The organism is Oceanobacillus indicireducens, assembly GCF_014647195.1.
Lineage (GTDB): Bacteria > Bacillota > Bacilli > Bacillales > Amphibacillaceae > Oceanobacillus > Oceanobacillus indicireducens.
On the sequence record NZ_BMOS01000006.1, the window covers coordinates 34,102 to 47,471 of the forward strand.

Annotated in this window: 10 protein-coding genes; 4 read left to right on the forward strand and 6 right to left on the reverse strand. The window is 41.7% G+C overall.

Annotated features, from left to right (window positions below; translation table 11 throughout):
• Positions 1–276: 276 nt before the first annotated feature.
• Positions 277–1,146 carry a CAP domain-containing protein gene (locus tag IEX94_RS20105; protein ID WP_188856369.1) on the reverse strand — a complete coding sequence of 290 codons (870 nt, stop codon included), beginning with the start codon at positions 1,144–1,146 and terminating at the stop codon, positions 277–279.
• A gap of 437 nt (positions 1,147–1,583) precedes the next feature.
• Between IEX94_RS20105 and mreBH the strand changes: the two genes are divergently transcribed.
• On the forward strand, positions 1,584–2,591 hold the full coding sequence (gene mreBH, locus IEX94_RS05500; RefSeq protein WP_188856370.1) for a rod-share determining protein MreBH: 1,008 nt from the start codon (positions 1,584–1,586) through the stop codon (positions 2,589–2,591).
• 92 nt (positions 2,592–2,683) lie between these two features.
• Here mreBH and IEX94_RS05505 read toward each other — a convergent pair whose 3' ends face one another.
• Positions 2,684–3,832, reverse strand: coding sequence for a saccharopine dehydrogenase family protein (locus IEX94_RS05505; protein WP_188856371.1), 1,149 nt, complete (start codon positions 3,830–3,832; stop codon positions 2,684–2,686).
• A 33-nt stretch (positions 3,833–3,865) separates the two neighbouring features.
• Complete coding sequence (locus IEX94_RS05510) at positions 3,866–5,350, reverse strand: aldehyde dehydrogenase family protein (RefSeq protein ID WP_188856372.1); 1,485 nt, start codon at positions 5,348–5,350, stop codon at positions 3,866–3,868.
• A 209-nt stretch (positions 5,351–5,559) separates the two neighbouring features.
• Between IEX94_RS05510 and IEX94_RS05515 the strand changes: the two genes are divergently transcribed.
• Complete coding sequence (locus IEX94_RS05515; protein ID WP_229782582.1) at positions 5,560–6,231, forward strand: HAD family hydrolase; 672 nt, start codon at positions 5,560–5,562, stop codon at positions 6,229–6,231.
• A gap of 70 nt (positions 6,232–6,301) precedes the next feature.
• On the opposite strand, the gene IEX94_RS05520 is transcribed toward IEX94_RS05515, so the two are convergent.
• Together IEX94_RS05520 and IEX94_RS05525 are read right to left on the reverse strand one after the other, a co-directional pair.
• On the reverse strand, positions 6,302–7,657 hold the full coding sequence (locus tag IEX94_RS05520) for a TldD/PmbA family protein (protein ID WP_188856374.1): 1,356 nt from the start codon (positions 7,655–7,657) through the stop codon (positions 6,302–6,304).
• The gene (locus IEX94_RS05525) at positions 7,658–9,052 is read right to left on the reverse strand and encodes a TldD/PmbA family protein (RefSeq protein ID WP_188856375.1); all 1,395 of its coding nucleotides are present in this window, start codon (positions 9,050–9,052) and stop codon (positions 7,658–7,660) included.
• A 1,043-nt stretch (positions 9,053–10,095) separates the two neighbouring features.
• On the opposite strand from IEX94_RS05525, the gene IEX94_RS05530 reads away from it, so the two are divergent.
• Both IEX94_RS05530 and IEX94_RS05535 read left to right on the forward strand, forming a co-directional pair.
• Positions 10,096–10,764 (forward strand): hypothetical protein, encoded by a 669-nt coding sequence (locus IEX94_RS05530; protein ID WP_188856376.1) that lies wholly within the window; start codon positions 10,096–10,098, stop codon positions 10,762–10,764.
• Between the two features lie 343 nt (positions 10,765–11,107).
• Positions 11,108–12,118: an LLM class flavin-dependent oxidoreductase gene (locus IEX94_RS05535; protein WP_308425583.1), complete on the forward strand. Its 1,011-nt coding sequence runs from the start codon at positions 11,108–11,110 to the stop codon at positions 12,116–12,118.
• Positions 12,119–12,659: 541 nt separating this feature from the next.
• On the opposite strand, the gene IEX94_RS05540 is transcribed toward IEX94_RS05535, so the two are convergent.
• On the reverse strand, positions 12,660–13,328 hold the full coding sequence (locus tag IEX94_RS05540; protein WP_156856631.1) for a hypothetical protein: 669 nt from the start codon (positions 13,326–13,328) through the stop codon (positions 12,660–12,662).
• Between the last annotated feature and the right edge of the window lie 42 nt (positions 13,329–13,370).

Sequence of the window (13,370 nt, forward strand, 5' to 3'; positions counted from 1 at the left end):
CCCCACTGATTATTAGTTGAACGAATCAGGTCGTTACTATTTGTTAATCTCCCGCTTCGTTTTTTGACCTTTTTTAAAAGATAAGTATAAAATAAAAATGCTGTAATAAGTATCCAGGGCTAGTCACGTCCGGCTCCAACACCTTAGTTCCTCTAAATGCGGGAGTGAAACAGACAGATACATTGCGACAATTTTACCTCTATTGTAGCAAGTTTCCATCATTTAAGACAAAGAAAAGAGGAGACTGCATCCAGCCTCCTCATTTTTCCTCTTATGTTATTTACCAATAAACATCTGTGTCCAGTGGTTTCCTTGCTCAACAAAGCCAACTCCAATGTGGGTGAAGCTGCTGTTCATGATGTTTTCGCGGTGGCCGGGGCTGTTCATCCAAGCATTTACTACTTCTTCTGGTGAACGCTGACCTTGAGCGATGTTCTCTCCAGCTGCGTTATAGTTGATGCCATAGTTCTTCATCATATCAAATGGTGAACCGTGGACAGGGCTATTATGATCGAAGTAACCATTTGTAGCCATGTCTTTTGATTTGTCGCGAGCTACCTTACTTAGTTCATTATCGATTTTTAACGGTGCAAGTCCTTGTTTCGCCCGTTCTGCGTTTGTAAGTTCAACGACCTTAGCTTCAAATTCACTTAATTCATTTTGCTGTCCTGCTTCCTCTGCTGGCTGCTGGGACTCCTGTGGCTGCTCTGGTTGCGGTTGTGGTGTCGCATTTGGTGCCTCAGGTGTTTCCGGTTGTTCTTGGACCGGTGCCTTCTCTTGTGGCTTACTTACTTCTTTATTCTTTTCAACTGGTTGTTCTTGTTCCGGCTGCTCTGCTTCTTTAGCAGGTTCTTCTACTTCAACTTGTTCTTTCTCTATTTCTTGTTTCCCTACTCCAATGAGTTTCTCAATTCGTTCCCAATCAAAGTTTGTAAGATATTTCGCTTGAACTCTATCGAAAGCTTTATTTAATAGATTAGAAACATCTTCCTGTGTTAGACTTCCTGACTCTCCATTAATAGTGTAATGGATTTTATATGGTGACTGCTGCTCAACAGACTTGGCATCTGCAGTAGATGCGAACGCACCACCTCCAAATGTCAAGATTGCAGTTGCTGCAGTAATGATTGTTATTTTGCGAAGCATGTTTTCCTCTCCTTGTATGTTTATTTTTGTGTTGCCTTGCTTGCAAAATCATCATATCACAGCTTTTTTGTAATATTTACGGGAGAGATTTCCAATTGTTTTTTCATTTTACTAGAGGTTATAGAATTTGCGAAAAACATAAGTTTCCTATCGATTTAGAGACCGTATAAAAATTGGAATAGAGGAAATTGCTAAGTGCTATGGCAGTTTTTGCTAGAAATACACCCTTGACACCCTCCAAATATCGAGTTTTTATTACAAAAAAGATGATTTTTTATTACAAGATATGAGAAAATGTAATTGAAATGTTACTTGATTTCCCCCCCTAAGCTGTTTTACGTTAAAGAGAGGCAGTTTATAATTGCAAGAGGACTATCTCATGAATGTATTGATTAATTCAACAAGAATAGATGAAATTACACATTGGAGGATTTAACATGTTTTCAAATGCAGAAATTGGAATTGACTTAGGAACCGCAAATATCCTTATTTATTCAAAAACAAAAGGTGTCGTTTTAAATGAGCCGTCAGTTGTGGCGATTGATGTAAATACAAAAGATGTTGTTGCAGTTGGTACAGAAGCAAAAGAAATGATCGGGAAAACACCGAAAAACATAATCCCAATTCGCCCGCTCCGGGACGGAGTCATTGCTGATTATGATGTTACCGCCCAGATGCTTAAAGTATTATTAAAGAAAGTAAGTAAGAAAATCGGCGTCTCCATGCGGAAGCCAACTGTTGTCGTCTGTACACCGGCAGGCAGCACTGCTGTTGAGAGACGAGCGATTCATAATGCAATCACAAGCTTTGGTGCAAAAACGGTACATTTAATTGAAGAACCAGTCGCAGCTGCAATCGGAGCGGACCTCCCAGTAGACGAACCACTTGCAAGTGTTGTCGTTGATATCGGCGGAGGCACTTCGGAAGTCGGAATTATTTCCTTTGGTGGAGTCGTCTCCTCGAACTCGATTCGGGTCGGAGGAGATAATTTAGATGAAGAAATCATTCATTATATCCGGAAAACCTATAATGTTTTAATCGGGGAACGGACAGCCGAGAATATTAAAATGGAAATCGGCTATGCTCATCCGAACCATAAAGAGGACACGATGAGTATCCGCGGCCGAGATATGGTGACAGGCTTACCGAAAACAATTGATATTACGTCAACCGAGATTCATGAGGCGATTAAAGAGCCACTCCTTAAAATTCTCGATGCAGTGAAGGCTACACTTGAAGACTGTCCACCGGAGTTAAGTGGAGATATTGTCGATCATGGCGTTGTTTTAACAGGCGGAGGATCCATGCTGCAAGGCATGAAAGAATGGCTTGCAAGCGAACTGAATGTCCCAGTGCACATGGCACCAAACCCGCTCGAAGCAGTCGCAATCGGCACAGGCAAATCCCTAAAAATCATCAACAAACTACAAAAAGCAGCAAAATAACGGGACATTGGGGTCAGAGCATTTGTCCCACTCGAAAAATAAAAAGCCTTCCAAGCACTTACCTTGGAAGGCTTTTTCATTCTATTCATAACTTAAAGTAGCATTTCCTTTATTTCTATCCCTCTTTCTTTTAATGCAGCAATATACACTTCACCAGGGACTGCACGCTCAGGCGGATAGACCCCCCTCTTTGCAATCGTCCCTGCAGCGATTAGCTGAGCGACAATCGAAATCGTACTTGCTGTCACCCGTGCCATCGCGGTTATATTTCTGCTCGTATCCTTGAACGTCTGCATTTCGTACTGATACGTTTGCGGCTCTCCTTTTTTCATTCCAGTAACGGCAACTCGGAGTAACACCGCATCCTCCTTGTCCCGAAGATCCACAATTGGATCAATCGCTTGTAAGACAACTTTGCGCGGATTCACCTTTTTCCCTTCTACTTCCACTTCGATATCTTTTTTTGTCAAATTCAAGTCAACGAGTAATTTGAACTTTTCCGCATGACCGGGATAGCGAATCGTCTTATACTCCAATGTCTGCACATCCGAATACGACTGGGTTAACGTCGAAGTTCCACCTGACGTATGAAATGCTTCTAATGGACCGAACTTTTCAAAATATATTTCCTCAACTTCTGATAAGGAAGGGATTAATTTTTGCTCTCCATCACGGATAATGAGTGACGGATCTGTATAATGGTCAAAAACTCCCTCCATCGAGAACACATGATTGTATCCAAGTGGCGGCTCGGGACGAACTGGAATCCCGCCCACGTAAAGCTTAATTTCCTTTAGTTGGTCAAGTTTGCTTGCCCCGTAACCCGTAAGAATATTAATCATCCCTGGCGCAACACCTAAGTCAGGAATAATTGTAACTCCTTTACTCCTCGCCCTGTCATCTAAACTTAATACCCGGTCTGTCATCCCGCCAATGTGTCCACCTAAATCCACTACATGTGTACCAACATCTATTCCCGCCCCCGCAACCATTTCATTAAAGGAATAAAAAAGCGCATTAACGACGACATCAAACCGCTTCATAAACTTGCCTAATTCATCGGGGTCACTTGCATCAACCTTATCCGTAACAAGTTTTTTCGAATCAATTGTTTGCTCCGCTCGCTTCAGCTTCCCCGAATCAACATCCGCGAGTCCTACAACTTGTACGTCTCTACTGTTCACTAAATCCCTTGCTGCTTCCGTCCCCATCAATCCAGAACCAAGCACACCGATTTTCATCTGCATCCCCCCGTGTGTATGTGTTATAAACTATCATTCTTCCACATCAATTTGGGCACGCTGCAATTTCCCGCTGTAATCAACATAGACCGCTTTCCATTCAGTAAATACATCTAAAGCCTGGACACCAGAATCACGGTGGCCATTCCCCGTTCCTTTCGTTCCCCCAAACGGTAAATGAATTTCAGCACCTGTTGTTCCTGCGTTCACATAAACAATTCCTGTATCCAAATCCTGCTTCGCCTGGAAGACTCGATTAACGTCCTGAGTAAAAATTGAACTTGATAGCCCGTACGCTACCCCATTATTCACCTCTATCGCTTCCGCAAAACTTTTTACAGGTATAACGGAAACAACCGGTCCAAATATTTCTTCCTGGGCAATGCGCATCGAACTTGTGGCATCTGTAAATAATGTCGGTTCAAAATAATATCCTTTAGTATAGGAATTCCCTGTAAGCACGCGTCCGCCAGCGAGTAATTTCGCCCCTTCTTCCTTTCCAATCTCGATATAACGCTCAATCTTTTCAAGGCCTGCTTGATTAATAATCGGTCCGACTTTAATACCTTCTTGCAAACCATCACCAATCGTCAAACCTTTCATCGCCTTTAAGAGGCGTGTTTCAAATTCTTCCTTCACCGCTTCATGGACAATAACCCGACTGCATGCTGTACAGCGCTGGCCACTTGTCCCAAATGCACTCCAAACGACCCCTTCAACTGCTAAATCAAGATCGGCATCATCCATCACAATAACCGCATTCTTTCCGCCCATTTCAAGAGACACTTTCTTTAGTTGTCTTCCACAATCAGCAGCGATATTGCGACCAACCTCATTCGATCCCGTAAAGGAAATCACCCGGATATCTTCATGATGCACCATCGCATCCCCAACTGTACGACCTGTCCCAAATACAACATTGATCACCCCTTTAGGTAACCCAGCATCTTCAAAAATCTTCGCCAGTTCATAAGCCATGATTGGTGTCTCTGTTGCCGGTTTCCAGACGACAGCATTTCCTGCGACAATCGCCGGAAAGGACTTCCATGTCGCAATCGCAATCGGAAAATTCCACGGCGTAATAATGGCTACAACACCTATTGGCGCCCGCTCGCTCATCGCGAATTTATCCGGCAATTCCGCTGGGGTCGTTTGACCGAATAACCGTCTTCCCTCCCCCGCCATATAAAACGCCATATCAATTCCTTCTTGGACTTCTCCTCTCGCCTCTTCCAGCACCTTACCATTTTCCATTGTAAGGAGACGGGAGAGGTGCTCCTTTTTCTCCTTCATGAGTGAACCGACCCGGTAAAGAATCTCGGCTCGCTGTGGTGCTGGGACAAGCGCCCATTTTTTCTGGGAGCGTTTCGCTGCTGCTACCGCTTCGTCAACGTCTATTTTTTCCGATAGAGGCACTTGGGCGATTTCCTCACCTGTTGCGGGATTAAATACAGACGTCCGATTCTCAGCATCTACCCATTCACCAGCAATATAATTTTGCAATACTTTTTCTTCCATGTTAAAAAACCTCCTTCTATATTCTACTTTTATAATAGGAAAGCATGCTTCAAACTTTAGTTTTTTTATCAACCCCAACTGAAAGCGATTACAACCCTATATACTATATTCGATATTTCTTTGCTTTTTCCTGTTTCCTGTGTAAAATTACCAATAAGCCTAACGGAAATATACGGAAATCACGCTTATTCAAGTTCAAGGGAGGAATAATGTTGCAGCTTGTTACGGTAGACTTTGACGGAACTTTATTTCAAGGGGATTCTTTTAAACTAATGTTCCAGGCAGGAAGGAAAGAGTTCGGTATTAAGGAATTGGCAACCGTATTAATCGGCACAGCCCAAGCCTTATTTCTAGGAATAACAAGAGGAAAACATGCGCTTCGGATTCATTTCTTCCAAGCGTTCGCCAAAACCTTCAAAGGTAAAACGGAAGAAGAGCTTGCTAGCTTTTTCGATGAGTTGATTGCAGCTGGAAGAAATCAGATTAATGAACCGCTTGTACATAAAATAAAAGAACATCAAGAAAGCGGCAAACAAGTCATTATTTTATCCGGGGCATTAAAGCCATTTTTAGATGCATTGATTGAAAAACTTGGGCTTACCGTTACAACAATCGGTACAGAATTGCTCTTTGATCAAGATGGAAGATGCACTGGGGCAACTGGTCCTGTCATTAACGGAGAAGAAAAGGTACGAGCAGTCGCCAATTGGTTGGATAAACTTCAACTTGATCCCGAAGAAACAGAGATTTGGGCATATGCAGATAGTGAAAGTGATATTCCCCTCCTCCATTTTGTCGATAAACCGATTATCGTTAACCCAAAGGATGGGATGCGTGAAGTGGCCAAAGCGAAACAATGGCCGATTTTTGGAGAGAATTAATAGAACAGAAAGGAGAAAGACCGTCCATACTTCAGCCTCGTATGGAGCGGTCATTTTCCCTCTTCACATCCTAATCAAACGTAACTGCCAAGCCCTTAAGTTTAAGGGACGGGGATCCAATATAACCAGAACTACTCATTGGTGAAAATTCAAGATCCGCCCCGACCTCTTCAATATCTTGTAAAACTTCAAAAAAGTTTCCAGCAACCGTCATAAGTGTCGTTGGGCCAATGATTTTTCCGTTCTTTACATAAAATCCATTAGCTGCAAGGGAGAAATCACCAGAAATTGGATCGGCCCCAGAATGGAGTCCGGCTAAATCAGTTATGATGATACCTTCTTCCAGATTTCCATATAACGCTTCATACATTTTTTCCGTTGGCACGACATACAAGTTCGATGGACTGACACCAATCGTTTCTTTATAAGATGATTTATACCCATGCCCTGTAGAATTAACACCATCTTTTTTTGCTGTTTTTAAATTATGGAAAAAGGATACCAGTTTCCCATTCTCTACTAAGTTCAGTTCATTTGTTGGCACACCTTCTGAATCAAAGTTCCCACTATGCGTTCCCTCCGGTAAAAAGGGATTATCCAATAATGTAACTTGTTTTGATGCTATTTTTTCATCCAGCTTTCCTTTTAATCTTGACTCGCCCTTTTGAACCGCTTCTGCAGAGAAAGAGGATGCAAAGGTTGCGACGAGTGAAGCTGCAGCAGTATTTTTTAGAATGACTGGATAATTTTTATTAGGATAAGCCTGTTCACCAAGCTGGCTTAAGCTCTTTTCAACTGCTTCTTTCGCTATTTTTTCGGCATCTAGTGCAGCAAAGTCCTTTGTTATTTTAAAATACAAATCAGACTTAATTTCCTCGCCCTCTTTTACGACGACAGAAAAGATGACGGATAAGAAATTATTTCGATCGTGTAGCGTTAATCCCTTATTATTAAACAATCCTTTTTCAATCGATTCATCCTGTATCGCAGCGTAATCCGTTTGAGAAACCCGGGGATCATAGGCATAAATTTTCTTTTCAACTTCTTTTAGGAATGCAATTTTTTCTTCCGCTGTTACATGTTGTAATGCTGTAGAGTAATAATCTGTCTTTTGGTAATCTGCACCTTCACCTGTAAAAAGTTCTTCGGGCTCACCTTCTAGTAACGGCGCATTTTCCTGAATACTTTTTAATAAAAAGGCAATAGAATCCTCATCCAGCTTCTCAGTATAGGCATAACCCATCTGCCCGTTGTAGAGCCCACGCACAGAAACACCGTTTACAGTCGATGATTCATACCCGTCTATTTCACCTTTAAAGATTTTCACAGAGAATTTTTCCTGTTTCTCATAATATAATTCTAAATCTGTAAACCCTAATTTTTCACCTTCTGTAAAAAGCTGCTTGCGAAATGTTGTTAAATCCATTTAGTTTGCCTCCCTTCCACCGACAGTAATCTCACTTACGCGTAGCATCGGCTGGCCAACATTAACTGGAATGCTTCCGCTTGATGCACCGCACATACCGGCACCATGGCCTAGGTTATTGCCAACCATATCTACCTTTTGAATCGTTTTTGCCCCATTTCCAACCAAGGTTGCTCCACGTATTGGCTTGTCAATCTTTCCATTTTTCACCATATATGCTTCATTTACAGCAAAGTTATAATCACCCGTTGCTGGATTGACCGAGCCGCCACCCATATATTTCGCATAGATGCCATGCTCCGTATTTGCAATGATTTCTTCAGGTGTAGACTCTCCTGGCGCGATATACGTATTCGTCATTCGAGACGTTGGAGCGAATTTATAAGACTCCCTTCGTCCCGAACCGGTCGATTCCGCTTCCATTCTTCTGCCATTAAATTTATCAATCATATATCCTTTTAAAATTCCATTTTCAATCAGTACGTTCTTTCTTGCCTTTTCCCCCTCATCATCGATATTAATGGATCCCCATTCATTCGGTATCGTACCATCATCAATATATGTAACAAGGTCTGAGGCAACTTGTTCACCAATCTTACCTGCAAATACCGAATTATTTTTCGCAACAGCTTCCGCCTCTAATCCATGACCGCATGCTTCATGGAAAATAACACCGCCAAATTCATTATCGATAATAACCGGGAATTTCCCGCTTGGTGCAGGGTCTGCATGAAGCATTGTGACAGCTATCCGGGCTGCTTCTTTTGCATAATGATTGAGATCCAGTCCTTCGATGAATTCAAACCCTTGATATGCACCCGGCCCATAAAATCCTGTCTGCATGTCAGTTCCGTCCGTTGCAACAGCTGCAATCGCCATCCTGCTTCGTACTCGTTTGTCTTCTACAAAAATCCCTTCTGAATTAGCGATTAATACATGTTGTTCTTCGTCGATCAACCTGATAATTGCCTGAGCGATAGCTGGATCATAATTGCTTACAATTTCACTTGCATCCCTTAATACAGCTAATTTACGGTTTTTCTCCACACTGTTCGGCATCAACTGAATCGGATGTGCTGTTTCAAACGATTGTTTTTCCAGTGGTAATATGATGTCCTTTTTACTGTTCGCCCCTTGAAGTGCTTTTGCTGCTGTTTTTGCAGCTTTTACAAGCCCTTCCTCGGAATAGTCGTTTGTATATGCATAGACACTCTGAAGCCCTTTAAAAATCCGAATCCCCACACCAAAATCACGTCCAGCTAAGCTTTTTTCTAATTTCCCGCCTTGATGATGCATGTTATTCGTAAAGCGGTCTTCCACAAATACTTCAGAAAAGTCTCCACCCGTTGTAAGTGCGGCAGAAATTACATTTTCAACTAATGTCTTATCAAGCATATGATTCCTCCTTTTTAAACTTTTCTAAAAATACATACACTTATTATACTGCAATGAATGCTTGACTGGAAAGGGAAATGAAGTTGAATTTTTAACGTCTGAAGTTTTTGTTTTAGTTAAAGAAAAAGCCTTGATGTAACAGGATTTTCTTGATAGAAAGATAGTCTAGGGGTTTTTGTGGTATAATGGAAACTTACATTTCTTCACTTTATCAATTTTTTGATGAAGGACAGGGCGGTTGGAGTTACCGCGAAAAAGGGGGATTTCTACGACAACATTCCAATCTTTAATGATTTCTTTTTCTACTATGATCATTGCGTTAATCGTAGTCCTTGTCGCTATTTTTAACACAAAAAAATAGCCCCCTGTTCGCCAAATGGCTAAGGGCTATTTTTTCTTTGTATATTAGATAACGCCACTCCCTGTTAAGAGAATGGATATCTACTTGACCACAGTTACAGCTGTGGTCATTTTTTATTATATGTTCTGTTACTATTATAATACCACATTTTTACCCAAAATACACAAACTAATAATTTTGATTGAAAAATATAATAACTAATTTCTGGAGGTCCGCAGTCCCGAAACCTCTCGCACCTGCTGAGCGGCTGGTGAGCCTCACCTCCTCTGGCAACTGTCAGTTTTATTTTCCCATTACCGTTTCATCTGGCTTAATGGGAAAACAACTGAGGGTTATTTTCCCATTAGGATGTTCTTCTTACTTTAACGGGAAAACAATAGGGAATTATTTTCCTATTAGCGCGCTTACCTTGCTCTAATAAGAAAACAAACGATTCCTATTTTCCCATACGTATGATTATCTTACTTAATTGGGAAAGTATCCGTCCGCCGGGCAACTGAACGGTAATCAGGGCACTAAAATAATAGCCGAGCAAGATACTTACGTTGAATGAATTTATATCCTGAAACTTCATGGAAAGATTCTTTATTATTGAAACCAATCCACTCTTTTTTTCGTATTCAAAAGAGAAAGATAACGATCATTATCCTCCAAAATTGATTGAATACAAGGGGCTGTTATTATGTTGCGTCTATTACGGAATTGGCGTCACCAGCGGAAAATAGGTAAAGTTAAACCCGGTGATGGACACGCTTTAAAAGCCTACCGCTTTTATCACTTGCTTTCCCGGTCACTTTTTTATATCCGATTAGATGAAATTGATGGGAATTCTCACACCTATACGGTTGACGTCAATTATTTTAGTGAAGAATCGAAAGCCGATATGTACCGCGATGGTAAACATATCGCTACATCTAAGCTGCCTGCAGCTTTTCCAGTGCCCGGGGGATTTATTGAAGTTGCAACGACGACTTATGGACTGAGCCGTATGCATTTTATTCCTGAGGAAGGAAGCGAACAACAACTTAGTCCATACCCCGGCTCTACAGAAGGACTCCGGATGAGGTTTGATCAGCGCTTTCCAAGGATAAGCAAGACAATTGGAATCCTAGCTATTATTATTTTGCTTGCATCAATTATACTTGGATTACCTCAACTTATCGCCCTTATTACTGAAATTCCCTTTGTCCAGGAATATATCGGGACATTCGAATCTCCTATTATGCTACCAGGCTGGTTAAATACGTTCCTAGCTATCTCCGGGGCCTTGGCAGCATTTGAACGTGCTCTCACGCTCCGAAACCATTGGCTAATTGATATGGACACCAATTTATGGGATGACTTCGACTAATCAACATTTGATTTCACCTAAAATATGAAAGCTAATCATCTATAACAAACGCCCGTAGTCTTTGAAGTATGTAGCTAGACATCATTATTTAAATAATGAGTTTTGTGTAAACTAAACGAAATGATACTTCCATACGGAATAATTTTGTTTTAGACAGCAAAAAAATATCCGGTCGCGCAATGACCGTACAACAGGGACGGGTATATGCAGGTTACTCTTAAAGGATCCGAACTATGAAGCCATGTATGACCGTCTGAGAATTTACGGATTGTATGATTTGAGAATTAAAGATGAATTTGTTAGCTTTATTTTAAATGGATAGCCAAAGTATATGGAAAGAAGGATGAAGTTGGTTAAACTAGGAATATTAGATTACGCACAAATTGATGAAGGTAGTAACGAAAAAGAAGCGCTGGAGCAAACAGTCGAACTTGCTCAGTTAGCTGAAAGCTTAGGTTACAACCGCTTTTGGATGGCAGAGCATCACAATGTTCCAGCGTTTGCTGGCAGTTCACCCGAAATGATTATGATGCATTTAGCAAACGCTACAAAGCGTATTCGTCTTGGTTCGGGTGGAGTGATGCTCCCCCATTACAGTCCGTTAAAAGTCGCTGAAAATTTCCGGATTCTTGAAGCATTCCACCCTAACCGTATTGATTTAGGTATTGGCAATACAGTAGGAACGGCTCTCGTCAATCGGGCGATGAATGAAAATAAACGAGAGAAGCTCGACTATGAAGCGAGTATCACAGACATTGCAACGTATTTAACCGATGAAGTAAATAACGATCACCGCTTCCATGGACTCTCAGCCAATCCGGTTATCCCAACTGTTCCAGAAATGTGGCTCCTATCTATGAGTATCCGCACTGCAAAGATAGCTGCAAAGCTTGGAGTAGGATTCACTTACGGATTTTTCCTCCGGGGTACGGACCGGCTTGATATCGGAATAAAAGCTGTCGAGACATACCGGCGCGAATTCGCCCCATCCAGATTCATGCAAGAGCCTAAAGTTTCTCTTGCCTCTTTTGTTATTGCAGCTGAAACAGAAAAGATAGCAAATGAATACCGGCAAGCTTTGGACTTATGGTTGCTCGGAAATGACCGGTTCAGCCAGTTTAAACAGTTTCCATCTGTTGAAACTGCAAGGAACTACAACTATACAGACGAGGAGAGAGCGCGCATCCAGGCAAACCGCAAACGGATGATAACTGGGGATGTGAAACAAGTGACCAAACAATTAGACGATCTCATCCGTCTATTTCAGGCCGATGAAGTTTTAATCGTACCACTGCTTCCACATATCACCCTCCGCAAAAAAGTGATCGAACTACTTGCAGACGCGTATTTATAGTTACAACAAAGGCGGAAGCGCCCTTGCAGGTTAAAAACGCGACGTCCTGTCGCAACACCTGCACTAGCACATCCTGTGCGTCGTAGCAACGTACAAACTGTGCCTCCCAGGACGGGAGGTAGTTCGATGTTGCCCCAGGACGGGGCGAACTGAACTTAATCGAACTTCCCCTTTACGGAATGAGATAAAGGAAACATGCCCTTTTAGGGGTAGACGTGAGTTGGGCTTTAGCCCGAATTTAACCGGCCCTCCTTAAGTTTGGAGTTGATGCCCGCTTTCACCACAAGGGTAGAAGGGCGACTAAGCCGCACAAAGACCTCTCGGCAAGTCTTCTTTATCGAGTGGAGGAGTGTGAAGTTTGGGACTGCGCACTGCTCGTCCCACCAAAAGATCTGCTAGTTGCTGGGCGCTGGAGCCGGACGTGGCTAGCCCCGGATACCTAAGTTATCACAGCATTTTTATTTTATACTTTCTTATCTTACAAAAAAACGAATAAAAGGCTACTAGCTAGAGCCTTTTATTCGTTCCAATGAGTTGCGTATTAATCCGTACTGTAACGATAGATGAGTTCAAAGCTTTCTTCGTCTAGCAGTTCTGCAATGTGGACGTGGATTCCATGACCAAAGGTTACTTCTGATTCTGTCACTGCGACAACCATTGCCTTCGTATTATTTCGTTTATCAAGATAAATATCCCCAACATAAGGCTGCAGTGTTACATCTTTCTCAGCTAGATAGGAAATCGACTCATCTTTCAAGCGTTGTTCCTCTGGCACCAGTTCCTTATCATAGTAGGCAATCTCTTGACTCGCTTCACTCTTACCAGGAACGAGCATGACATATTCATGATGCTTTACACCATTATCCTTTGTCGTTGTTACACTGTTTTCATGCACTTCTTCAACTTTTTCAATTTCATTTAATGAATAGTGATCAAATAAGTCTGGTGCAGGCTTCGTAATTAAAATGTAATCACCCGGCTCCGGCTTTTTATACTGATCAATTGTATACCGTTGTCCGTAGAAAATAAATGTATCATTATGTTTTGGTCGATACAATTCGATATCAGCTGCTCTTGTAAGAATTTGCTCCATATCTTTCAGACGATATAAGTGGACGGATTGTCTGAACATCGGCTTAACGGAGTATACTTTATGCAACTCATTTTTATAAAAAACAAACTGTCCCTTACGAACCTGATATAACTTCATATCCAACCTCCTGATTTTTTAATCAACGCTTATATTTGTACA

Coding starts and splice junctions, on each gene's coding strand:
- IEX94_RS20105 (WP_188856369.1), bottom strand. CDS start 1,146: ATGCTTCGCAAAATAACAATCATTACTGCAGCAACTGCAATCTTGACA.
- mreBH (WP_188856370.1), top strand. CDS start 1,584: ATGTTTTCAAATGCAGAAATTGGAATTGACTTAGGAACCGCAAATATC.
- IEX94_RS05505 (WP_188856371.1), bottom strand. CDS start 3,832: ATGAAAATCGGTGTGCTTGGTTCTGGATTGATGGGGACGGAAGCAGCA.
- IEX94_RS05510 (WP_188856372.1), bottom strand. CDS start 5,350: ATGGAAGAAAAAGTATTGCAAAATTATATTGCTGGTGAATGGGTAGAT.
- IEX94_RS05515 (WP_229782582.1), top strand. CDS start 5,560: ATGTTGCAGCTTGTTACGGTAGACTTTGACGGAACTTTATTTCAAGGG.
- IEX94_RS05520 (WP_188856374.1), bottom strand. CDS start 7,657: ATGGATTTAACAACATTTCGCAAGCAGCTTTTTACAGAAGGTGAAAAA.
- IEX94_RS05525 (WP_188856375.1), bottom strand. CDS start 9,052: ATGCTTGATAAGACATTAGTTGAAAATGTAATTTCTGCCGCACTTACA.
- IEX94_RS05530 (WP_188856376.1), top strand. CDS start 10,096: ATGTTGCGTCTATTACGGAATTGGCGTCACCAGCGGAAAATAGGTAAA.
- IEX94_RS05535 (WP_308425583.1), top strand. CDS start 11,108: ATGAAGTTGGTTAAACTAGGAATATTAGATTACGCACAAATTGATGAA.
- IEX94_RS05540 (WP_156856631.1), bottom strand. CDS start 13,328: ATGAAGTTATATCAGGTTCGTAAGGGACAGTTTGTTTTTTATAAAAAT.